This window comes from Pseudomonas sp. C 49-2 (genome assembly GCF_003970195.1).
Lineage (GTDB): Bacteria > Pseudomonadota > Gammaproteobacteria > Pseudomonadales > Pseudomonadaceae > Aquipseudomonas > Aquipseudomonas canadensis.
Genome location: NZ_RXYG01000027.1, coordinates 13,468 through 39,684, shown reverse-complemented (window position 1 = coordinate 39,684; position 26,217 = coordinate 13,468). Strand labels below are relative to the sequence as shown.

Below are 26,217 nucleotides of genomic sequence, written 5' to 3'. Positions count from 1 at the left end.
GCCGGGTTAGCCGCGCTGGGCCAAGGATGGCCCATCGCAGCGGCCCACGCTCCAAAGCCGGAGTGAGGGCACACCGAGCCTAGGCGAGGTGCCGAGTGGTGGGGCGAAGGCCTTTTGCTTACTTTTGGCTGGGCCGGCTTCCGGCCTTTCCAAAAGTGAGCCGCTGTAAGAGCGGAACCATAAGTAGCCGTTACCGAAGAAACGGATATGTACCCAAACAACCCGCTCAAGACACCACCTCCCCAACAACAACCCCATCCAACCACCACCGCGCCAACCCCAAAACGTTGGGCGCCTTGAGCAACGTAAAGTGATTCCCCCCGCCATACCAAACCTGCAACCCACTCCCCTGCCGCCGCCACCCCTCAACCATCAACCCTTGCTCCCGCTGATTCCCCGCCGCATCCAACGCCGGATCCTCAGCCAACACCAACCGCACCACCCCGTTAAAGCGCAACCCAGGCCGATACCGCGTGCGCAACGCCGCCGCATAAGTCCGCGCCGGCCCATCCATCGCATCCACAGCCGACCGCCCCGGCAACAGACCAACGCCGACCATCCCTGCATGCAACTGCCGCCGCTGCGCCACCTCATCACTCCCGGAAAAATTCTCCAGATCTATCCCCAGCGATTTCCCCGCCGACAACTGCATCGACTCAATCAACCGCACCAACGCCGCCGTCGTCGTATAAGGCCTAACGGCGCGCTCCGGAGACTCACTGTCAATCACCGTCAACGAAGCCACCTCCCGCCCCGCCGCCTGCAACCGCAACGCCATCTCCAGCGCAACCCAGCCCCCAAACGAATGCCCCACCAAATGCACCGCCCCCTGCGGACACTCCTGCTCCAACGCCTTCAAGTAACAAGCCGCCGCCGCTTCCACCTGGCTATGGGGCACCGCCTCACCGTCCAACCCGCGCGGCTGCAAACCAAACAACGGCCAGTCGCGTCCCAACGCCTCACTCAAACCGATAAACCCGGTAACGCTGTCCCCTGCCCCCGGCACACAGAACACCGGCGCATACCCTGCCCGGCCACTCTGAATCCGCAGCAAGGGATGATGCGGGGCCTGAACCTGCGGCGTGCATGTCACCAAGGCCTCAGCCATCGCCTGGCCCAATGCCTGGATGTGCGGCGCCTGCATCATGCTCTGGTGATCCCCCGGCACCGCCACCTGGCGCAATTGCCCCGGCGCCAACACCTCATTCCACCCCAAGGTTTCACTGCGCCGCGACAACTCGGTCGGCCGCTCACTCGCACTGAACAGATGCACCGCGATCGGCAACGGAAACAGGCTGTAATGCGCCAACGCATGCCCGTGACCGACTTCCCGCTCGATGTAGTTCAAGAGGTCCGCGTCCGTCGCCGCTGCCATTTGCGCGTGCAGCACACCTTCATCGCGACAACGTTGCAGCAAGCCTGCAAAGTCCAACTGTCCAACCTGCGCCTCCAACTGCCCAAGGCTCGCCAACTCATCCACACCTCCCTGTGTTTTCCAGTACGCCGTGCACTGCAACAGCAAATGCCGCTTGAGCGCGTCCGGCCCGCTCCAGCGCGCCTTGCCCTGGTCAGTCATGCGCGGTAGGTAGCTGTCGATCAAACCGAGAAACGCCACCGGTTCATCCAGCCCCAGCAGTTGCATCGCCACTTCATAGGCCAGCACCCCGCCAAACGACCAGCCGGCAACCCGGTAAGGCCCATGGGGTTGAACGCCTCGGATCAACCCGACCAGCCGCGCAGCCAGACCCTCCATCGTGTTCAGATGCGGTTCGCCGAGCGCCACGCCTGGCAAGCCGTAGATCGGATAGTCACCCGGCAAATGCTGACCCAGCGCCGGGAAGTACACGTCCATGCCGCTGAACTCATGGACCAGGAACAGCGGCGCTTGCGAACCACCCCTGCGCACCGTGATCACCGACGTGTCACGCACCGGCTCATCCGTACGCTGACGCAGCATCGCGGCAACGGACGCCACACTGGCATGCTGGAACAGCTCAGCCAGGGACACCTGCAACCCCGCTTCTTCCATCAGGTTGACCAGCCGGATCGCCAGCAATGAATGCCCGCCCAACTCGAAGAAGCTGTCATGACGACCGACCTGTTCCAGCTTCAACACCTCGGCCCATAGCTGGGCCAGGGTGTGTTCCAGCCCATCGGCCGGAGCCTCGAACTCACGGCGATTGAACGTTTCCAGGGCCGGCACCGGCAAGGCCTTGCGGTCGACCTTGCCGTTGGCGGTCAACGGCAGGTGATCCAGCGGCACCAAGGCCGACGGCACCATGTATTCCGGCAATTGGCCTTGCAGATAGGCGCGCACGCTGTCGAGGTCGACAGGCTGATCAGCCCAGGTGAAATAGGCCGCCAAGCGCTTGTCGCCCGGCGCATCTTCGCGAGCCAGCACCACCACGTCCTGGATACCGACAAAGGTCGCCAGGCGCGCTTCGATCTCGCCCAGCTCGATGCGGAAACCACGGATCTTCACCTGATCGTCATTGCGCCCGATGCAGTCCAGCAGGCCGTCCGCCGTCCAACGGCCAAGGTCGCCGGTGCGGTACATCAAGGCGTGCAAATTCAACGGATCCTGCACAAACTTTTCAGCGGTCAGATCAGGTCGATTCAGATACCCCAGCGCCACGCCATCCCCGCCGATGCAGATTTCACCGGTCACGCCCACGGGCACCGGCTGCAGGTGCGCATCCAGCACATGAATCTGCGTGTTGGAAATCGGCCGACCAATCGGCACGCTGTCGGCGTCCTCAGCCAGCACGCGCACCTCATAGGTGGTGGCGTAGGTGGTGGTTTCGGTCGGCCCATAGCAATGCACCAGGCGCAACGCAGGCGCCTGGGCCAACAGGCTGCGAAAGGCGGCCGGGTCGGCACGCTCGCCGCCGCACAGCAGGATGCGCAAGCCCGCCAGGGCCTGGGGAATCAGCTGCACATACTGGTTGAACAATGCCGTGGTGACGAACAGCACCGTTACATCCGCCAAGGCTACGCCTAAGGCTGCAGGATCCAGCAAGGTGGCGTGGTCGATCACCTGCACCTGGCCGCCGTTGAGCAGCGGGCCCCATACGTCCATGGTGCTGGCGTCGAATGCCGGGTTGGAGGCGAAGGCCACGCGGTCGCTGGCATTGAAGTCGGCGTAGCCATTGTTGATCACCAACCGCGTGATGCCGCGATGGGGCACCAACACACCTTTGGGCGTGCCGGTGGAACCGGAGGTGTACATGATGTACGCCACGCTGTCCGAGGACTGCGACAGGTCGGGGTTGTGGCTGGGTTGTGGGTCGAGGACCAAGGTGTCCAGGTCCAACCGTTGTACACCGTAGTCGACGGCAATATCGCTGCGGGTCAACAACCAGGCCGCGCCGCTGTCCTGGACCATGAAGCCCTGGCGTTCGGCGGGTGCGTTGATGTCCAGCGGTACATAGGCGGCGGCGCATTTGAGCACGGCCAGTTGGCTGATCAGCAGGTCCAGGCAGCGCGGCAACAGGATCGCCACGTTATCACCGGGACGCAGCCCAAGGCCCAGCAGGTGATGGGCCAAGCGATTGGCGCGGGAATTCAGCTCGCCATAACTCAGTGACTGCCCACCATGCAGCGCCGCCAATGCGCCAGGACGCGCCTGGGCCTGGGCTTCGAACAGGCGTTGCACCGTGTGTTCACGCGGGAATGGTCGCGTGGTGGCGTTGAACTCCAGTAGTTGCTGGCATTCGGCAGCAGGCAGGATCGGCAAGTGGCTGATGCCCATCGCGCTGCCCTGCTCCAACGTCTGCACCACCTGTTCTACGGCAACTTGCAAGTAGCTGCACAACCGGCGCGCGCCCTGCCCCACGACTTTCAGGAAGAAACCGTCGCCCAGGTCATCCACGCTCACTGACAGGCCATAGTTGCTGTGTTCTTCAGCCTTGAGCATCCGAATGCCTTGCCACGCCTCGCTGGCAGCCTGCGGCGCACTGTGACGATAATTGAACAACGTGTCGAACAGCGGCGTCGCCGCCGGCACGCCGCTGCAACGCTGGGCCAACGCCAGTGGCGCCTGCTCATGGCTGAGCAATTGACTGAGACGTGCGTGGGTGGCCCGCAGTGCGTCGCGCACCGAGTGCTCACCCAGGTCGACCCGCAGCGGCAAGGTATTGATAAACACACCCATGGCCCGCTCGGCGCCTTCACCGCCTTGCAGGCGGCCGAGCATCACGCTGCCGAACACCACGTTGTCGCGGCCCGAGACCTTGCCCAGCACCTGGGCCCAGGCCAGGTGCATCAGGCTGGCGGCGCTGACGCCGGATTGCCGCGCTTGGGTGCGCAGGCGTTGGCTCAAGTCCGCATCCAGTGGGCGTTGAATCTGCTCATTTTCGCCCAGGCGTTCGACCTGGGTCGGCTCATCAATATCACCGAGCATTTCGCGGAAGAACGCTTCGTGATCCTCTGCACCCACGCGGGTCTGGGCCACATAGTTGCGATACGGCACAGCCACGCCCAAGGTGTGTTGAGTGCCCATGAGGAACGCCTGCATCTCCTGTTGCAGAATCTCCAGGGCGATGTGGTCCATCACCAGGTGGTGAAACAGCAACGTGGCACTGTCCGCATTGACCACCAGGCGCATCAACGGGGCTTGCGACAGATCAAGCCGTTCCGGCACCACGCCGCGTTCGACACGCAGCGACGTCTCGCGCCACACCACCTGCACCGGTTCTTCCAGGCCGTCCCAATGGAACGACGAACGCAGGATGTCGTGGCGCTGGATCACCGCCTGCAAGGCCAGGGCGAACGCCTCCAGGCGCTGTTGGCTGTCGAATGTAAACTGCGCGCGCAGCACATAGTCGTCAGCACCCTGTACCGCACGATGGTGATACAGCATGCCGGCCTGCAACGGCGCCAACGGGTAGATGTCCTGCACATTGGCTGCGCCGCCCGGAATGCAGGCGACGATACGCTCGATGGATGGCTGATCCAGTTGAACCAACGGCAACATATCCGGCGTGATCGCGGTGCAATCGGCGGCAATGCGATTGGCCGGCACCGCCACTTCCCGACCACCGCCCAAGGCCGCCGCCAAGGCTGACAAGGTCGGCTGACCGAACAACACCTTCACATCCGCCGACAACCCGAGGCGGCGCATGCGCCCCATCAGGCTCACCGCGAGCAACGAGTGCCCGCCCAATTCGAAGAAGTTGTCGTGACGGCCCACGCGCTCCACGTTGAGCAACTCGGCCCACAGGCTGGCCAAGGCGATTTCCGTGTCGCCCTGGGGCGCTTCGTATTCGCGCACCACCACCGACTCCAGGCCCGGCGCAGGCAAGGCCTTGCGGTCGAGCTTGCCGTTGGGGCTCAGGGGCAAGGTGTCGAGGTGCACGAAAATGGCCGGCACCATGAACTCCGGCAGGTGCTGCAGCAGGTGCGCACGCAACCCGTCGATCTCGCTGAACACCCCGGTGTAGTAGGCGATCAAACGATTGTCGCGGGCGATCACGGCGGCTTCGTTGACCGGCGGATAGTCGGTAAGGCGCGACTGGATTTCCCCGAGTTCGATGCGCAGGCCACGGATTTTCACCTGGTCGTCATTGCGTCCCAGGTACTCGATCGTGCCATCCGCCAAGTAGCGGCCCACATCGCCGGTGCGGTACAGGCGACCGTCGGTGAATGGGTCCTTGAGGAAACGCTCGGCAGTCAATTCAGGGCGGTTCAGGTAGCCGCGCGCCACTTGCACGCCGCCGATGAACAACTCGCCGACCACACCCAACGGCACCGGCTGCATCTGTGCATCGAGCACGTACATGCGGGTGTTGGCGATCGGTTTGCCGATCGGCGTGTTGTCCGGCGTTACCGGCCCGGCGCAGTTCCACGCGGTCACATCGACGGCGGCTTCGGTCGGGCCATACAGGTTGTGCAGTTCGCCGCCCGGCAATTGTTGCTTGAAGCGCCGCACCAGGCTGCCCGGCAAGGCTTCGCCGCTGCACATCACACGCACCAACCCTTTGGCTTGGCTGACATCGCCATGGGCCAGGAACACGTCCAGCATCGACGGCACGAAGTGCAGCGTGGTGATCTGCTCGGCCGCAATCACGTCGCACAGGTACGCCGGGTCTTTATGGCCGCCAGGACGCGCCATCACCAGGCAAGCGCCAGTGAACAGCGGCCAGAAGAACTCCCACACCGACACGTCGAAGCTGAACGGGGTTTTCTGCAAGACACGATCATGGGCTTGCAAGCCATAGGCGTCCTGCATCCACAACAGGCGGTTGACCACGCCGGGATGGTCGTTGATCACTCCCTTGGGTTGGCCGGTGGAGCCGGAGGTGTAGATCACGTAAGCGCTGACGCCTTCTACACCGGGGTTGTCTTGACGTTGGTGCTGCCAGGTCGGCCGATCCAGATCGACCACCGGCACATCCCCCAACAACCCGCGTGTCGCGCCCTGGGCCAGCACCGCGACCGGCGCGCTGTCTTCCAGCATGTAGGCGATGCGCTCCAGCGGATACGCCGGGTCCAACGGCACATAGGCGGCACCCGCCTTGAGGATCGCGTACAAGCCGATAACCATATCCAGGCCGCGTTCCACACAGATAGCGACCCGTGAATCGGGCTGAACGCCGATTTCCAGCAGGTGATGTGCCAGCTGGTTGGCCTGCGCGTTCAGCTCGGCATAGGTCAATACAAGGTGATCAGCCTTGACGGCGACGGCATCCGGTGTCCGCACCACCTGCTGTTCGAACATACCGTGCAAGGTCTGGTCGAGGTCGTAGGCCACCTCGGTGGCGTTGAAGTCGAACAGCAAATGCTGACGTTCACGCTCTTCCACCAGCGGCACCTGCTCCAGCACCGCCTGGTCGTTATCGACCATGGCCTGCAACACGCGGGTGAAATAGCCGACGTAACGCTGCACCGTCGACTCATCGAACAGCGCCACCGCGTACTCCAGCGCGCCGATGATCGTGCCCTGCACTTCGCTCAAGTCCAGGGACAGGTCGAACTTGGCAAAATGGCTGTTCTCGACGATGCCTTCCAGGGCCAGGTCGCCCAAGGCCAGGGTCGGCGCGCTGCTGTCCTGCCAGGTCAACAGCGTCTGGAACAGCGGGCTGTGGGCCAGGCTGCGCGGCGGCCGGGTGATTTCTACCACCTGCTCAAACGGCAGGTCTTGATGGGCCTGGGCTTCCAGCGCCAGCGCCTTGACCCGCGCCAGCAGCGCCTCGGTGCTCAGCTCGCCGGAGGTGTCGATGCGCACGGCCAGGGTGTTGACGAACAGGCCGATCAGCCCTTCCACCTCGCTGCGCGTGCGATTGGCGACGGGCGAGCCGATCACCACGTCCTGTTGCCCGGACAGCCGCGCCAGCAAAGATGCCCAGGCGCTCATCAAGGTCATGTACAAGGTGGTGCCGTGGCGTTGGCTCAAGGCCTTGAGCCCGGCGGTGAGGCGTTCGTCCAGGCGCACCTCGACACTGCTGCCGGCGTAGTCCTGTTGCGCAGGGCGCGGGCGATCAGTGGGCAAAGTGAGCAAGGCCGGCGCACCGGCCAGCGCCTGCTGCCAATAGGTGCTCTGGCGATGCAGCACTTCGCCGCTGAGCCACAGGCGTTGCCATACGGCGAAGTCGCCGTACTGGATCGGCAGCGGCGGCAATGGATCGGGCTGGCCGTGGCTGAAGGCTTGATACAACGCCATCAACTCGCGGGTGAGCACGCCCATGGACCAGCCATCGGAAACGATATGGTGCAGGGTCAGCAGCAGCACATGGTGATCGTCGGCAATGACCACCAGGCGCCCGCGCAGCAGCGGGCCACGCTCCAGGTCGAACGGCGCCGAAGCCTCGCCGTGGATCAACGCATCCAGCGCCTGCTGGGGTTGCGGGTGGCGGCGCAGGTCCTGCACTTGCAGGGGCAGCACATCTTCGGCGGGCACGATCAGCACCTGGGCGTCATCGCCATGCTGGGCGAAGCGGCTGCGCAGGGTTTCGTGGCGCGCGACGATACGGGCGAGCGCCCGCTGCAGCGCCTCGACATGCAACTGCCCACGCAAACGCAGGCCGATAGGAATGTTGTAGGCGGTGTTGGCGCCTTCCATCAGCGCCAGGAACCACAGGCGCTGCTGGGCAAAGGACAGCGGCACCTGCTCATCACGATTGGCCGGCAGGATATCCGGCAAGGTGCTGCGGCCGGACCGGGCCAGCACCTCGGCGACGGCCACCAGTTCGGCATTGGCAAACAAATCGCCGAGCTGCAACTCGACGCCCAGGCGCTGGCGGATCTGCGAGACCATGCGCATCGCCAACAACGAGTGCCCTCCCAGTTCGAAGAAGTGATCGCGACGCCCGACGCGCTCGACGTGCAGCACATCGGCCCAGATGTGCGCCAGCACGCTTTCGATTTCGCCTTCGGGAGCGGCGTACTCGCGGGTAAACACGGCGGCCATGTCCGGCGCCGGCAAGGCCTTGCGGTCAAGCTTGCCGTTGGCAGTCAGGGGCAACGCGTCCAGCTTCACGTAGGCGACCGGCACCATGTAGTCCGGCAGGTGCGCCACCAGATGGGCGCGGATGTCGCCCACAGCCAATGGGTCGAGTTGACGGTTTTCGGTGAAATACGCCACCAGCCGTTCTTCCCGCACCAGCACCACAGCTTCCTGGATACCTGCCACTTGGTTGAGCTGGGTTTCGATTTCACCCAGTTCGATGCGCATGCCGCGAATTTTTACCTGGTCATCATTGCGACCCAGGTACTCGATGTTACCGTCTGGCAACCAACGCGCCAGGTCGCCAGTGCGGTACATGCGCCCGGCGCTGAACGGGTCTTGCAGGAAGCGTTCAGCAGTGAGTTCCGAGCGGTTCAGGTAACCCCGCGCCACGCCTTTGCCGCCCACGTACAACTCCCCTGCTACACCCAATGGGACGGGGCGCTGTTGCTCATCGAGCAGGTAAACCGTGGCATTGGCGATGGGCTTGCCGATATGCAGCGGCTGGCCGGCCTCGACCTTGCCCGAAGTCGCAACCACCGTGGCTTCGGTAGGCCCGTAGTTGTTGATCAAGTCAAAGCGCTGCGCCCGGTTGTACTGGCGCAGGCGATCGCCACCGATCAGCAAGGTGCGCAGCGTCGGGTGTTCGATCTGCTGGCTGAAGGCGTACTCGGCCACTGGCGTGGGCAGGAAACACACGTCCAACGGCTGCGCACACCACCAGGCCAACAGCGCGTCGATATCTTCGGCGCCGTCATGGGCCGGTGGCAGATGCAGGGTCGCGCCCACACACAGCGCCGGCCAGACTTCCCAGGCCATTGCATCAAAGCCGAACCCGGCGACGCTGGCCGTGTGGCGCCCGGCGCGCAGGTCAAAGGCGTTGCAGTGCCAGTCCACCAGGTTGGCCACGGTGTGATGCTCTACCATCACGCCTTTGGGCAGGCCGGTGGAGCCGGAGGTGTAGATCACATAGGCGAGGTTGGACGGGTTGACCGTTACCTTGGGGTTGCTCGCTGAGTGGTGCTGCCAGGTGTAGCGATCAAGGTTGATCACCGGCACTTCAAGGGCCGGCAAGCGCTCGAGCAAGGCGTGCTGGGTCAGCACCGCCACCGGGGCGCTGTCGGTCAGCAGGTACGTGAGGCGCTCGGCCGGGTGCGACGGGTCGACCGGCACATAACAGGCGCCGGCCTTGAGGATTGCCAGCAGGCCGGCCAGGGTGTCCAGGCCACGGCGCGCAACGATGGCAACCCGGTCGTCCGGCTTGACCCCCAGCGCCAGCAGGTGATGGGCCAGCAGGTTGGCTTGCTGGTTGAGTTCGGCATAGGTCAGCTGACGGCCCGAATGCACAGCGGCAATCGCGTCCGGCGTGAGCGCGGCCTGGGCTTCGACGCGAGCGTGCAGCGTGGTGCCTTGGGGAAAATCCGCCCGGGTGGCGTTGAAGTGTTCCAACAACAACTGCTGCTCATCGGCAGGTAGTACCGACACTTGGTCGAGTGCGGTGTGTGGCGCCTGTTCCAACGCGGTCACCAGGTTGTCCAGGGCGGTTTGCAGGTAGGCACAGACGCGTTGCGGATCGACCTGGGTGGTCGCCAACAGACGCAGGATAAACCCATCGCCCAGGTCATCCACGCTCAGGGTCAGCGGGTAGTTGGTGCGCTCATCCGAACGCAATGTTTCGATGCCCCGCCACGCCGCCACGGCTTCACTGTTGGTGCCGGTGCCGCTGTGGCGATAATTGAGCAACGCACTGAACAACGGCGTCGGCGCCACCACCCCACTGCACCTTTGCGCCAACGCCAGGGGCGCATGTTCGTGGCGCAGCAGCGCGGTGAGTCGCGTGTGGGTGGCCTTGACCGCGCTGCGCAGGTCGTCGCCAGCCACGTCCACGCGAAACGGCAAGGTGTTGATGAAGATGCCCAAGGCGCGGTCCGTGGCATGCCCGCCTTGCATGCGGCCCATCAGCACGGTGCCGAACACTACTTGGGATTTGCCGGCCAGCACGCTCAGTACCTGGGCCCAGCCCAGGTGGAACAGGCTGGCAACGCTGACGCCCAGCGATCGAGCCTGGGCGCGCAGGCGCTGGTTGAGTGCGTCCGACAGCGGCCAATCCAGTTCATTGATGTCACGGCCATCGCCCTGCACATCCTGCAAGCCGAAGGGCAAGGTCGGCTCGACCACATCGCCGAGCATCTGCCGGAAAAACGCCTCGTGTTGCTGCTCGCTGACACCCAGCCGCGCCTGCGCAACATAGTTGCGAAACGGCACGGCGTGACCCAGTTGCCCGGCGTGGCCTTGCAGGAACGCCTGCATTTCATGGCGCACCACTTCCAGGGCGCTGTGGTCCAGGGCCATGTGATGGAACAGCAGCATCGCGACGATGCGCCCCTGCGCCGGGTCCTTCGCCCAGGCCAGGCGCAACAGCGGCGCCTGGGTCACGTCCAGCCGGTAATGGCGAGCATCGAACCGCGCGTGCAGTTGGGCAGCAATATCACCGTCAGCCGGGTCCAGTTCCAGCGCCTGTACCGGCAGACGCGCGCTGCGCCACACCACTTGCGACGGCTGTTGCAACCCCTCCCAGACCACGCCGGTGCGCAGGATGTCGTGACGGTCGATCACCCCTTGCAGGGCCAGGGCAAACGCGTCGAAGCGCTCGACGCTGTCGAAGGCGAACTGCGACTGCATCACATAAGGGTCGCCCTGCTCGGTGCTGACGTGGTGAAACAGAATGCCTTCCTGCAGCGGCGCCAGCGGGTAGATGTCCTGGATATTTGCCACGCCGTCGTCGACCGTGACAACTATGCGGTCGATCTCCTCCTGGCTCAGCTCGGACAGGGTCAACATGGCCGGCGTGATCCGTTCGGCGTTGGCCGGGATGCCATTGGCCGGCACCTCGTTGGCGGCCGAATACTCGCCGGCCTTGATCAGTTCGATCAACGCCGGCTTGTGTTCGCGCAAGGCGGCAAGAATCACCGGATCGCTCAGCGCTTGTTTGTTGCCTAGCACCGACAACTGCTCACCCTTCAGCGCGAGTTGTACGTCCTTGGTTTTCAGCGTCGCCAGCAGTTCGTGAATGCTCACAGGACGATCTCCATTCGTTCAGTCATCGCGGCGTAGCCAGCCAGGGTCGGCTGTTCGAACAACGCACGCACATCGGCTTCCATGCCTTCCTGGCGCAAGCGCCCGATCAAGCTTACGGCGAGCAGCGAGTGCCCGCCCAATTCAAAGAAATTGTCCTGGCGCCCTACCCGCTCCACGCCGAGCAGTTCGGCCCAGAGCTGCGCCAGGAGCATTTCGGTATCGCCCACCGGGGCCTCGTACTCGCGCACGGTCAAGGCTTCGTTGCCCGGCGCCGGCAGCGCCTTGCGGTCGAGCTTGCCGTTGGGGCTCAACGGCAACGCGTCAAGGTGCACGAACAGCGCGGGCACCATAAAGTCCGGCAGGTGTTGCAGCAGGTGTTCGCGCAGGTCCGTTACCCGAACGCCGGTGTAGTAGGCGACGAGCCGGTCATCGCGGGCCACCACCGCGGCTTCGTTGACCTGCGGATGTTCCAGCAGTCGCGCCTGGATCTCGCCCAGTTCGATACGCAGGCCACGGATCTTCACCTGGTCGTCGTTGCGGCCCAGGTACTCGATATTGCCGTCGGGCAGGTAACGCCCAAGGTCGCCGGTGCGATACAGGCGCCCATCAGTGAACGGGTCCTTGAGGAAACGTTCGGCGGTCAACTCGGGACGATTGAGGTAGCCCCGCGCCACCTGCACGCCGCCGATGAACAACTCGCCCACCACGCCCAGGGGCACCGGCTGCATTTGCCCATCCAACACGTACATGCGGGTGTTGGCGATGGGTTTGCCAATCGGCGTGTTGTCCGGCACGTCCGGGCGCGCACAGTTCCACGCGGTCACGTCGACGGCGGCTTCGGTCGGGCCGTACAGGTTGTACAGGCCGATGCCCGGCAGTTGCTGCTTGAAGCGCCTCACAAGACTGCCCGGCAACGCTTCGCCGCTGCACATCACCCGTTGCAGGCCGGCCGCCTGGCTGACATCGCCGTGGGCCAGGAATACGTCGAGCATCGACGGTACAAAATGCAACGTGGTGATCTGTTCGGCGGCGATCACCTCGCACAGATAGGCCGGGTCTTTATGCCCGCCAGGACGCGCCATGACCAGGCAGGCACCCGTGAACAGCGGCCAGAAGAACTCCCACACCGACACGTCGAAGCTGAACGGGGTTTTCTGCAACACCCGGTCGTGGGCCTTGAGGGCGTAGGCGTCCTGCATCCACAACAAGCGGTTGACCACGCCGGGATGGTCGTTGATCACGCCCTTGGGCTGGCCGGTGGAGCCGGAGGTGTAGATCACGTAGGCGCTGAGGGCCTGTGCGCGGGGATTGTCGATGGCGTGGTGTTGCCAGGTCGGGCGATCCAGATCGATCACCGGCGCGTCGCCCAGCAAACCACGCGTAGCGCCTTGGGCCAGCACCGCAACAGGCGCGCTGTCTTCCAGCATGTAGGCGATACGTTCCAGCGGATACGCCGGGTCCAGCGGCACATAGGCCGCACCGGCCTTGAGGATCGCGTACAGGCCGACCACCATGTCCAGGCCACGCTCCACGCAGATCGCGACCCGCGAATCGGCTTGAACGCCCATTTCGATCAGGTGATGCGCCAGCTGGTTGGCTTGCGCATTCAGTTCGGCGTAGGTCAATGCCAGCTCACCTGCCTTGACGGCGATGGCGTCCGGTGTGCGCGTCACTTGCGCTTCAAACAGGCCGTGGAGGGTCTGGTCGAGGTCATAGGCCACCTCGGTGGCATTGAAACCCGACAGCAATTGCTGACGCTCCTGAGCCTCCAGCACCGGTACGCGATTGACCGCCAACTGCGGCGCCTGCTCCAGCGCCTCGACCAACCCCTGCAAGGTCACTTGCAGATAACCGCAGAGGCGTTGCGCGCCAATCGACTTCGCGGTCATGGCAGTGAGGCGGAAGCCGTCGCCCTGGTCGTCCACGTTCAGCGTCAACGGGTAGTTGGTGCGCTCCTCGCTGGCCAGGGTCTGGATGCCTTCCCAGGCCTGGGACACCGGCGCCTGCTGGCTGTCGCTGTGGCGATAGTTGAGCATCGCGCTGAACAACGGCTGCGGCGCGGCGACACCGCTGCAACGCTGGGCCAGGGCGAGGGATGCGTGTTCATGCCCGAGCAATGCGGTCAGTCGCGCATGGGTCTGTTTGACCGCCACGCGCACGCCGCTGCCATCGACATCCACGCGCAGCGGCAAGGTGTTGATGAACATGCCCAGCGCGCGATCACTGCCTTTGCCGCCTTGCATGCGCCCCAGCAGCACGGTGCCGAACACCACGTTTTCCTGGCCGGAGGTGCTGGCGAGCACCCGCGCCCAGGCCAGGTGGAACAAGCTGGCGGCGCTTACACCGAGCAAGCGCGCCTGGGTACGCAAGCGCTGGTTGAGGGTTGGGGCCAGGTTCAGCTGGACCTCTTCGATAGCATTGCCGTCGCCGCGCACGTCTTGCAGGCCGAATGGCAGGGTCGGTTCGCTGATATCGCCGAGCATTCCACGGAAGAACTGCTCATGTTCCTCCTCGCTGACACCCAATCGCGCCTGGGCCACGTAGTTGCGGTAAGGCGTCGCGTCACCGGCGGGCTTTGGCAACCCTAGCAGGCTGGCTTGCATCTCGTGGCGCACGCCGTCGAGGGCGGTGTGGTCGAGGGCAATGTGGTGGAACAACAGGATCGCGACCACGCGCTGGTTGGCCGGGTCCGGCGCGTACACCAGGCGTATCAGCGGCGCCTGATTCATCGGCACACGGTACTGGCGCGGGTCGAAGCGCTGGTGCAACTGGTCGATCTCATCCGCCTGCACCTGCAAGCGGGCCTTGCGCCACACCACTTGCAGCGGCTGGGCCAGGCCTTCCCAGACCACGGCGGTGCGCAGGATGTCGTGACGGTCGATCACCTGTTGCAGCGCCTGGGCGAAGGCATTCAAGCGGTCGAGGCTGTCGAACGCCAGGTGCGATTGCAGCAGGTAAGGGTCGCCCTGCCCTGCGCTGATGTGGTGGTAGAGAATGCCCTCCTGCAGCGGCGCCAGCGGGTAGATGTCCTGCACATTGGCGGCGCCACCGGGCACCTGGGCGACGACGTGGTCGATCGTCGACTGGTCGAGTTGCACCAGGGACAACAGATCCGGGGTGATGCGCTGACAGTCCGCCGGAATACGGTTTTCCGGCACCGACACATCGCGCCCACTGCCTACGGCGGCCGCCAGCGCCGCCAGGGTCGGCTGGCTGAACAGCACACGCACATCGGCACTCAGGCCGACCTGGCGCATGCGTTCGATCAGGCTGACGGCGAGCAACGAATGGCCGCCCAGTTCAAAAAAGTGGTCATGACGCCCGACCTGTTGCACGTGCAGCACCTCGGCCCAAATACGCGCCAGGGTGCTCTCAACCTCGCCTTGAGGTGCTGCGTACTCGCGAGTCAGCAACGCCGCCTGATCCGGTTCCGGCAGGGCCTTGCGGTCGAGCTTGCCGTTGGCAGTCAGGGGCAATGCATGCAGCTTCACGTAGGCGACCGGCACCAGGGCATCCGGCAACTGGCCTTGCAGTTGCGCGCGCAGGGTGTCGATATCCAACGGTTGCTGTTCGGTGAACCAGGCAATCAAGCGCCCTTCGCGCACCAGCACCACCGCCTCAGCGACGCCGTCCAGTGCGGCCAGGCGGCTTTCGATTTCACCCAGTTCCACCCGCACGCCACGCACTTTCACCTGGTCATCGTTACGCCCCAGGTACTCGATATTGCCATCCGGCAACCAGCGCGCCAGGTCGCCGGTGCGGTACATGCGGCCCTCGTTGAACGGGTCTTGCAGGAAGCGTTCGGCGCTCAGGTCCGGACGGTTCAGGTAACCGCGCGCCACGCCGCTGCCGCCGACATACAACTCGCCCGCCACCCCCACCGGCACCGGACGCAAGTGCGCGTCCAGCAGGTAGACGCTGGCATTGGCGATGGGCCGGCCGATATGCAGCACCTGCCCGGCGCGCACGCGGCCGGAGGTGGCAACTACCGTGGCTTCGGTGGGGCCGTAGTTGTTGATCACTGCAAAGCGGCGTTCCTGGGTGAACTGGCGCAGGCGATCACCACCAATCAGCAGAATGCGCAACGTGGGGTGTTGCAGGTTCTGGCTGAAGGCGTATTCGGCCACAGGCGTTGGCAGGAAGCTGACGTCCAGCGGTTGCGCCAGCCACCAGGCGAGCAGCTCATCGATGTTTTCATTGCCCACATCGGCCGGTGGCAGATGCAGGGTGGCACCCACGCACAGCGCCGGCCAGACCTCCCAGGCCATCGCATCAAAACCGAAACCGGCGACGCTGCTGGTGTGGCCCGTCGCATCCAGGCCAAAGGCCTCGCAGTGCCAGTGCACCAGGTTTTCCACGGTACGGTGCTCCACCATCACACCTTTGGGCTGGCCGGTGGAACCGGAGGTGTAGATGACGTAAGCCAAGTGCTCCGGGGTCAGCCTGCCGAGTTGCGGGTTGTTGACGGCGTGCTGCTGCAAGCGCGGATCGTGCAGGTCGAGGGTGGCAACCCCGCCCAATAGATCGCGAGTACTGGCTTCGGCCAACACCGCTACAGGCGTGCTGTCTTTCAGCAAGTAGGCGATGCGCTCGGCGGGATACGCCGGGTCGACGGGCACGTAACCGGCACCGGCCTTGAGGATGCCGAGCAAGCCCACCAGCATCTGCGGGCCGCGACGGCAGCACAGGGCGACACGGTCATCAGGCTGTACGCCCTGTTGCAGCAGATGATGGGCCAACTGGTTGGCACGTGTGTTGAGCTGTTGGTAGGTCAGCGATTCGCCGTCTTGCACCACGGCGATGGCGTGGGGTTGGCGCTCGGCCTGGATCTCGAAAGCCCCATGCACCGTGTGGCCCGTGGGGAAATCGCTGGCGGTGGCATTGAACTCGCGCAGCAAGGTTTCGCGCTCCGCTGCCGGCAGGATCGGCAATTGATTGAGTGGGGTCTTGGGTGCGCTTTCCAGCGTCTCGACCAACTGCTCGATGGCGTTATGCATGTAGGCACACATCCGCTGGGCGCCGATCTGCGGCAGCGCCAATACGGTCAGGCCGAAGCCTTCGCCCAGGTCATCCACACTCAACGTCAGCGGGTAGTTGCTGCGCTCCTCACCACCGAGCAGTTGCACCCCTTCCCAGATGCCATGGCCGTCGCGAGCCATTTCTCCAGGCGTGCTGTGGCGGTAGTTGAGCAAGGCACTGAACAACGGCGAAGCATTCGCCACGCCGCTGCAACGCTGGGCCAGCGCCAGGGACGCATGTTCGTGGCCAAGCAAGGCGCTCAAGCGCCCATGGGTCGCCTTGACCGCAACCGCAGCCGGCGCTGCTACATTGACCCGCAGCGGCAAGGTGTTGATGAACATGCCCAGCGCACGGTCCGCGCCGTCACCGGCTTGCATGCGGCCCATCAATACGGTGCCGAATACCACGTCGTCACGCCCAGACACCAGACCCAGTACCTGCGCCCAGGCCAGGTGCATCAGGCTCGCCGCGCTGACGCCCAACTGCCGCGCCTGTTCGCGCACCCGCCGGGCCAGGGCTGCATCCACCGGCCATTCGGCTTCTTCGATGTCACGTCCATCGCCCTGTACATCTTGCACACCGAACGGCAGGGTCGGCTCATCCACGTCAGCGAGCATGTCGCGGAAGAACGCTTCGTGCTCCTCCATGCTGACACCCAGGCGCGCCTGGGCCACGTAGTTGCGGAACGGCGCCGCCTCGGGCAAGTCCTGCGCCTGGTTGAACAGGAACGCGCGCATCTCCTGGCCCACGACTTCCATGGCGGTGTGGTCCAGCGCCAGGTGGTGGAACAGCAGGATCGCCGCGACGCGGGTGTGTTGCGGATCCTGGGCGTAAACCATGCGCAGCAGCGGCGCCTGGGTGATATCCAGGCGGTAATGGCGGGCGTCGAAGCGCGCGTGCAATTGTTCGATGACGCCGCCGTCCGCCGGGTCCAAGGCAACCTCCTGGACAACCAGCTGCGCCTGGCGCCACACCACCTGCACCGGGCTGTCCAGCCCTTCCCAGACCACCCCGGTACGCAAGATGTCATGGCGGGCCACCACCTGTTGCAGCGCGCCCATGAACGCGTGCAGGCGCTCGATACTGTCGAATGCCATGCGCGATTGCAGCAGGTACGGATCGCCCTGTTCGGCACTGATGTGGTGGTAAAGAATGCCTTCCTGCAACGGCGCCAACGGATAAATGTCCTGCACGTTCGCCGCACCGCCCGGCACGTTCGCGACGATTCGTTCGATGGCCACCGGGTCGAGCTGCACCAGGGTCAGCATCGACGGCGTGATCTGGGTACAACCCGCTGGAATGCCATTGGCCGGCACCACGACTTCCCGGCCACTGCCCACGGCGGCGGCCAGCGCCGCCAGGCTTGGCTGGCTGAACAACACACGCACGTCGCAGCTCAGGCCGACCTGGCGCATGCGCTCGATCAGGCTGACCGCCAGCAACGAGTGCCCGCCCAACTCAAAGAAGTGATCGTGACGGCCAACGCGGTCGAGCTTGAGCACGTCCTGCCAGATCTGCGCCAGCTGGGTTTCCACTTCGCCTTCCGGCGCTTCGAAACCACGGCTGAGCAGCGCGCTCTGGTCGGGTACCGGCAGGCCTTTGCGGTCGAGCTTGCCGTTGGCGGTGAGCGGTAACAGCGCCAGCCACACGTAGGCCGACGGCACCATGTAATCCGGCAGTTGGCCTTGCAGGTGGGCGCGCAGTGTTTCGATGTCCAACGGCTCACGGGCGGTGTAGTAGGCCACCAGACGCTTGTCGCCAGGTTCGTCTTCACGGGCCAGCACCACGGCGTCTTTTACACCCGGGAAGCTGGCCAGGCAGGTCTCGATCTCGCCCGGTTCGATACGGAAACCACGGATCTTCACCTGCAGGTCATTGCGCCCCTGGTACAGCAAGGTGCCGTCTACCTGCCAGCAGGCCAGGTCACCGGTGCGGTACAGCAAGCCTTCACCAAACGGGTTCGGGATGAATTTTTCGGCGGTCAGTTGCGGCTGGTTCAAATACCCCTTGGCCACGCCCGCGCCACCGATGTACAGCTCGCCCACCACGCCCAACGGTACGGGTTGCTGGCGTGGGTCCAGCACATAGGCCTGGGCATTGGCAATCGGCCGGCCGATGGGAATGCCACCCTCGCCCACCGAGGTCATCTCAAAGGTGGTGGAAAAGGTGGTGGCTTCGGTGGGCCCGTAGCCATTGAGCAGGTGCTGGGGTTTGCCGTGTTCAAGTACGCGGCCAATCACCTGCGGGTCGAGCACATCGCCGCCAACGATCAGGTAGCGCAACTGGCGGAACACCGGCATCAGCGCGTCGGCGTACTGGTGGAACAACCCGGCGGTCATCCACAACACGCTGACGGATTGCTCCTGCAATAACGACGCAAACGCCGCCTGGGACAGCAGTACCGCATGCTCGACCACCACCACGCAGCCACCGTTGAGCAACGGCGCCCACACGTCGAGGGTGCTCGCGTCGAACGCCGGGTTGGAGGCGAACGCCACGCGATCACGCGCATTGAAATCGGCGTAACCGTTGTTGAGTACCAGGCGCGAGATCGCACGGTGCGGCACTTGCACGCCTTTGGGCGCCCCGGTGGAGCCGGAGGTGTAGAGGATGTAGGCGACGCTTTCGGCAGACTGCCGCAGTTCAGGGTTACGCGGCGACTGGGCGTCCAGGTTCAGGTCGGCCAGGTTGTTGAGCACCCGGTGCGCACCGCTGTCCTGCACGATAAACGCCTGGCGCTCGACCGGCGCGTTGACGTCCAGCGGCACATACACCGCGCCGCACTTGAGGATCGCCAACTGGCAGATCAGCAGATCGAGGGAACGCGGCAGTGCGATCGCCACGCTTTCGCCCGGTTGCACGCCCTGGTTGAGCAAGTGGTGGGCCAGGCGGTTGGCACGCCGGTTGAGGTCGCGGTAGCTCAAGGACAGCTGCCCATGCACCGCCGCCACGGCTTCCGGACGGGCCAGCGCCTGGGCTTCGAACAACTGGTGTACGGTGAGCTGCGACGGGTATTCACGGGCGGTGGCGTTGAAGTCCACCAGCAACTGATGGCGCTCGGCAGCCGGCAGGATCGAGACTGCCTGCAACGGTGTGGTCGGCGCCTGCTGCAATGCGGCCACCAGGTTGCGCAGCGCGGTGAGCATGTAGTCGCCCACGCGTTGCACATCCAGGGTCGCCACACCTTGGACGGTCAGCGCAAAACCTGTGCCCAGGTCATCGACGTTGAGTACCAGCGGGTAATTGCTGCGCTCTTCGGAACTGAGAATCTGGATGCCGGAGGCGGCGAATGGGCTGTCCCCCGGCGCCTCCCCCGGTGCACTGTGGCGATAGTTGAGCAAGGTGCTGAACAGCGGCAGCGAACCCGGCACGCCGCTGCAACGCTGGGCCAGGGACAATGAGGCGTGCTCATGCCCGAGCAATTGCGCCAGGCGTGCATGGGTGGCACGCACGCCGGCTTGCACACCGACAGTGCCGAGGCTGACCCGCAGCGGCAAGGTGTTGATGAACATGCCCAGCGCACGGTCGGCGCCCTCGCCGCCCTGCATGCGGCCGAGCAACACGGTGCCGAACACCACGTCCTGCTGGCCGGACACCTGCCCCAGCACCTGGGCCCAAGCCAAATGCACCAGGCTGGCGGTGTTCACCCCCAGTTGCCGCGCCTGTTCGCGCAAACCCAGGCTGAGCGCCGGCTCCAGCGGCAGGTGGGCGTCAAGGATGCCACTACCGTCGCCATTCACGTCCTGCAGGCCGAAGGCCAGGGTCGGCTCATCGATATCGCCGAGCATTTCGCTGAAGAACGCTTCGTGCTGCGCCTGGCTGACCCCGAGTCGCGCCTGGGCAACATAGTTGCGGTACTGCACGGCGTCGGGCAACTGCGCACTGTTGCCGGACAGGCTGGCGCTCATTTCGTCCACCAGCACCTGCAACGCGGTGTGGTCCAGCAGGATGTGGTGCAACAACAGGATGCCGACCAAACGGCCCTGCTCTTGCGAGTAGGCGAAGCGCATCAGTGAAGCGCGGCTCAAATCGAGGCGGAAGTGACGCGGGTCGAAGCGTTGTTGCAGTTGGGCAAGAGACTCGTCGCTACGCTCAACGGCCAGTGTTGCCTGGCGCAAGACCACCTGCACCGGCTCGTTGAGGCCTTCCCAGAGAATCGCGGTGCGCAGGATATCGTTGCGCTCGATCACGCTGTGCAATGCCTGGATGAACGCGTCCACCGCCGCCTGATCATTGAAACTGAACTGCACCTGCAATACGTAGGGATCCCCCTCGGTGGTCGCCAGGTGGTGGTAGAGAATGCCGGCCTGCAACGGCGCCAGGCCGTAGATATCCTGCACGTTGCTGATGCCGCCGGGTACGTTCTCGATGATGTGGTCAAGCGCGGCCTGGTCCAGCTCCACCAAGGGCACCATGTCCGGGGTGATGTGCTGGCTGGCCTGGGTAATCAGGTTGGCCGGGACCTGCACCTCCTGTTGCCCACCCACAGCGGCAGCGAGTGCCGCCAGGGTCGGTTGGCCGAACAGCACGCGCACGTCGGCGCTGAGGTCGACCTGGCGCATGCGCTCGATCAGCTTGACCGCCAACAGCGAATGGCCGCCCAATTCGAAGAAGTTGTCGTCACGGCCGACCTGATCGAGCTTGAGCAGGTCTTGCCAGATCGCGGCGATGGCGGTTTCCACCGCGCCTTGTGGCGCTGCGTAGCCGCGACGGGCCAGGGCGTCGGCATCCGGCGCGGGGAGTGCCTTGCGGTCGAGCTTGCCGTTGGTGGTCAGCGGGAATTTGTCCATCTGCACAAAGGCGCTGGGCACCATGTGCTCGGCCAGGCTCAGCAGCAGGTGGTCACGCAGGTCGGCGGCCTGCCATTCGCCTTCGGCGATCACGTAGGCCACCAGGCGCTTGTCGCCCGGCTCGTCTTCACGGGCGATGACCACCGCGTCACGCACGCCAGGGGCAGTTGCCAGGCGCGCTTCGATCTCGCCGAGTTCGATACGGAAACCGCGGATCTTCACCTGGTCATCGTTACGGCCCAGGTATTCGACGCTGCCGTCGGCCAGCAGGCGGCCGAGGTCGCCGGTCTTGTACAGGCGCTGGCCGGTGGCCGGGTCGGCCAGGAAACGCTCGGCGGTCAGCGCCTCACGGTTGAGGTAACCGCGCGCCACCCCGGCGCCGCCGACGTACAACTCACCGACCACCCCCAACGGCAGCGGCTCGCGACGCGCATCCAGCACGTACAACTGCAAATCGGGAATGCGCACACCAATCGGGCTGACGCCGACCAATTGCGCATCCGCCGCCTCCAGGGCGCGATAGGTCACGTGCACGGTGGTTTCGGTGATGCCATACATATTCACCAATTGCGTGCCGGCGTTGATCGCCCGGGCGTACCACGGCTTGAGCATGCCCGGCTCCAACGCCTCGCCGCCGAAGATCACCTGGCGCAAGGAATGGGATTGCGGGTGCTGGCTCTGGGCCGCAATCAATTGGCGGAAGGCGCTCGGCGTCTGGTTGAGGATGCTCACGCCCGCCTCGCACAGCAGCGAATAGCATTCATCCGGCGAACGGCTGACCAGTTGCGGCACGATCAGCAACTGGCCGCCGTGCATCAGCGCGCCCCAGATTTCCCACACCGAGAAATCGAAGGCGAACGAATGGAACAACGCCCACACATCGTTGGCGTTGAAACCGAACCAGTGCTCGGTGGCCGTGAACAGTCGAGCGACCTGGCGGTGTTCAATCATCACGCCCTTGGGTTGGCCGGTAGAGCCGGAGGTGTAGATCACGTAGGCCAGGTGAGCCGGGCTGACAGTGACCCGTGGGTTGACGAGGGACTCACCGCGCAAGCCATTGAGGTCGATCTGCGGCAGGTCGCCGACCAGATGACGGGTGTTGGCTTGCACCAGCACGGCCACAGGCGCGCTATCCGCCAAGGTATAGGCGATGCGCTCCAGCGGGTAAGCCGGGTCGATCGGCACATAGCCCGCACCGGCCTTGAGAATGCCCAGCAAGCCGATGATCATCTCCGGGCCGCGTTCCACGCAGATCGCCACGCGGTCGTCCGGGCAGATGCCTTGGGCCAACAGGCGATGGGCAACCTGGTTGGCGCGCTCGTTGAGTTGGCGGTAGGTGAGGCGCTGGTTGTCGAAGCGCAAGGCGATGGCTTCGGGCTGGGCGGCGGCGTGGGTTTCGACTTGCTGATGGATCAAGGCGGTGTCGGCGTAGTGCGCGGAGGTTTCATTGAGGCGGTGCAGCAGAGTGTGGCGTTCGGCGTCGGGCAGGATGTTCAGGCCGCTGAGCGGCATGTCCGGTCGTTGCTCCAGGGCGCCTGCCAGGCTTGCCAGGGCGGTGTGCAGGTAAGTGGCGACCCGTTCGGCACCGATGGACGCGTCGACCATCACGGTCAGCGCGAAGTCTTCACCCAGGTCATCGACGTTGACCGTCAGCGGGTAGTTGGTGCGTTCCTCGGCGCCCAGTACACGGATGCCCTCAGCGACTTCGATCACCTCGGCCATGTCCGTGGCGGCGCTGTGGCGGTAGTTGAGCATGGCGCTGAACAACGGCGTCGGTGCCGCCACGCCACTGCAACGCTGAGCCAGCGCCAGGGATGCATGTTCGTGGTTGAGCAAGGTGGTGAGGCGTTCATGGGTGGCCTTGACCCCGGCACGCACGCCCTGTTCGCCCACATCCACACGCAGGGGCAAGGTGTTGATGAACATGCCCAGGGCCCGTTCACCACCCTCGCCAGCGCCCATGCGGCCGAGCATCACGGTGCCGAACACCACTGCGTCACGCCCGGAGACCACGCCCAAAACGCGGGCCAGCGCCAGGTGCATCATGCTGGCCACGCTGACGCCAAGGGGGCGCGCAAGGGTACGCAGGCGGCGGCTCAGTAGGCTGTCGACGGGGATGCGTGCCTCGTCAATGCCCAGGCCGTCACCCTGCACGTCCTGCAAACCGAAAGGCAGCGTCGGCTCATCGATGTCCGCCAGCATCTCGCGGAAGAACGTCTCGTGGGCCTGCTCGCTGACGCCATGACGTACCTGGGCGATATAGCTGCGAAACGGCACCGGCTCCCCCGCCTGGGCGTGCTCGCCGGCCAGGTACAGCTGGATTTCATGGCGCACCACGTCCAGGGCGGTGTGGTCGAGAATGGTGTGGTGGAACAGCAGGGTCGCGGCCACCCGCCCAGTGAGCGAATCCTCGGCAAACACCAGGCGCAGCAACGGCGCCTGGCCCAGGTCCATACGATAACTACGCGGATCGAAATCAACCGCCTCGCATGACAGGGCCGCCTTGCGCCACACCACCTGCAACGGCTCATCGAGACGCTCCCAGACCATGGAGGTACGCAGAATGTCGTGGCGATCGATCACCCACTGCAGCGCCTCGGCAAAGGCCTCCAGACGCCCACGGCTGTCGAACTCGAACTGCGCGTGCAACACGTACGGATCGCCCTGCTCCGCCGACAGATGGTGGTAAAGCATGCCTTCCTGGAGCGGCGCCAGTGGGTAGATATCCTGCACGTTAGCCGCACCGCCGGGGATGGCGGCGACAATCCGGTCGATGGCTGCCTGGTCGAGGCTGACCAGCGGCAGCATGTCCGGGGTGATGCGGTAGGCCGGACTCAGCCAGTCGCCGCCATGTTCGGCCACCAGTTCGAGCAACCGGGGCTTGTGGGCGATCAATTGATCCCACAGCGCATCGTCCAGCGCTTCGTCATCGCCCAGGATGATCAGGTCGCCTTCTTCCAGTTGCAGACGGATCGCATGGGTGGAAATCGCTGCCAATAATTCGCTGAACTGCATGGGGTAACCTGCCTGATAAGTCACGGTGGAGAAGAAAGTCCGTTTTCAGCTGCCGCTTGAATCGGGTGCTGTGCGCCCCGCATCAAAAAAAAGCGGGCGCAGCCGGGGGCCTGGAGAGGCTTCCGGCAGGCTTGGAAAATTAAGGGATTTGGCAGGCGGGGGGTGACATGGGAAGCGGGGACAAGGAGGAACTGGGTTGGTTCAATCTGTGGTGGGAGCGCCCACCACAGCCCCATTCAAGGGGTTTTCAGCTTCAGGTGACGCGCATACCACGGCCGCTTTGGCACCCGTTTGAACAGGCCCTGCAACATACCCTCGTCTTCGCCAAAGGTAATGCGCAGGGCCAGCTTCATGACCTCCGGGTCCATCTCCATCGACTTGCCCACCTGCAACCCCGGCGTGGTGCTGCAGCCATGGGTATCCGGGCCAAGCCAGGGATCGCCGACCTCTACCCAACGGCCCGGTGCGAACCAGGCCACGCCGTTGACTTGCAGGCGCTGGACTTCGCCCGGATTGAAGCGCTCATGGGCGCGAAACCAGTCTTCGATGCGGTCGTCGATCCAGCCATGGAAATGCCAGAACACCGGGTTGACATGGGATGAGAACGGGTCGCCGAGGAAGTCGTTTTCCGCTGCATACCAGCGCGCTGCGAAGTCAGCGGGGTCACGGGCCATGGGCACGGGGGCGCCGTTGGAGGGGTCGCGCGGCACGGAGGCCCAACGCATGTGCAGCCAGTCATGCAGGCCCAGCTCCATTTCGGAGCCCAGCTGACCCAGGGTGAATTTGGCCAGGTAGCGCGGGTCGCGGTATTGGGACTCCCACACCTGGAAGTTGCTGTGATAGGTCTCGGCGGCCTTGATGTCGCTGACCCACTGGGTGTATTCGGTGTCGTCCGGCGCCGACCAGGTGGGCGGCAGCGCGAAGCCGTCGTGGTTGTCGAAGTAACGCAGAAAGCCCAGGCGATCACGCTCCAGGGCCGGTTGCGGTTCGGGGAATTGCGGCCACGAGGGCAGATCCTGCATGGAGCGCGCGGTGCCGAGCATGTGGCGGTGCATGAAGAAGAAGTCGATACCCGAGCCGTTACGGTCCTTGCGTTTGCCCCGGGCATCGCGCTCTTGACCGCGTGGGCCGGGTTGCCAGCCGATGCCACGCAGGGCATCGCGCTTTTCTTCGGAGAGCTTGTGCCACTGGTCACGGGTGGCGTGCCACAGTTGGTGGAACAGGCGGTGTTCGGGGGCGATCAGCCAGGCCAGCAGGGTCGGGTTGAGTCCGATGCGTTGGCGGGCTTCGGGGAACCACTGCTTGTGGGCGATGAAGCGATTATCGCGCTCAACCCATGCAAGTGGCCGATCCAGGTCGAGGATCTGCCCACTGAGGGTGCTGCTGCCAGCGTTGGCAAAGGCCGCCCAGACCTCATCAAGGGTCATCTTGAATTCATAGGCGGGTGTACCGTCAACCGAATCACGGTCGATCAGGCGCCAGTAGAGCACAGCGCTCTCCCCCGTCAGCAGGTCACCCAGCACACGGTAACGCGGCTCGCCTTCTTCGGCGCGCAGGTGGGCGGCGGTGTCCAGGTAACCGCGCAAACCGCGTCCACGGGGCGCGATGTCGAGCAGCAGTTGCAAATCTTGCAGTGGCAGCCCTTTGAGGCCGGCGTCGCGACCTTCCAGGCGCAGGTCCCACACCCCACGCAGGGTGTTTGCCAAATGCTGGCCGGCGGTGTCGGCCAGGTCCACCGTGGCTTCGCCGGGGGTGATGGGGAATTCTTCTTCGCGCGTCAACTCGCGATGGGCATAGAAAGCGGCAGGCACGGCAGCGCCTGTCAGCGCCAGGCCTGCGATGAACCCACGTCGAGAGATGGTCATTGTCTAC

3 protein-coding genes are annotated in these 26,217 nt (G+C 64.6%); all 3 read right to left on the bottom strand.

Annotation, left to right across the window (positions count from 1 at the left end; all coding sequences use genetic code 11):
* Window positions 1-226: 226 nt before the first annotated feature.
* On the bottom strand, window positions 227-11,521 hold the full coding sequence (locus tag EJ576_RS28995) for a non-ribosomal peptide synthetase (protein ID WP_126571708.1): 11,295 nt from the start codon (window positions 11,519-11,521) through the stop codon (window positions 227-229).
* Window positions 11,518-24,345: a non-ribosomal peptide synthetase gene (locus EJ576_RS28990; RefSeq protein ID WP_126571707.1), complete on the bottom strand. Its 12,828-nt coding sequence runs from the start codon at window positions 24,343-24,345 to the stop codon at window positions 11,518-11,520. Before EJ576_RS28990 ends, EJ576_RS28995 begins: the two co-directional genes overlap by 4 nt.
* Before the next feature lie 236 nt (window positions 24,346-24,581).
* Complete coding sequence (locus EJ576_RS28985) at window positions 24,582-26,210, bottom strand: PvdJ/PvdD/PvdP-like protein (RefSeq protein ID WP_122726218.1); 1,629 nt, start codon at window positions 26,208-26,210, stop codon at window positions 24,582-24,584.
* Between the last annotated feature and the right edge of the window lie 7 nt (window positions 26,211-26,217).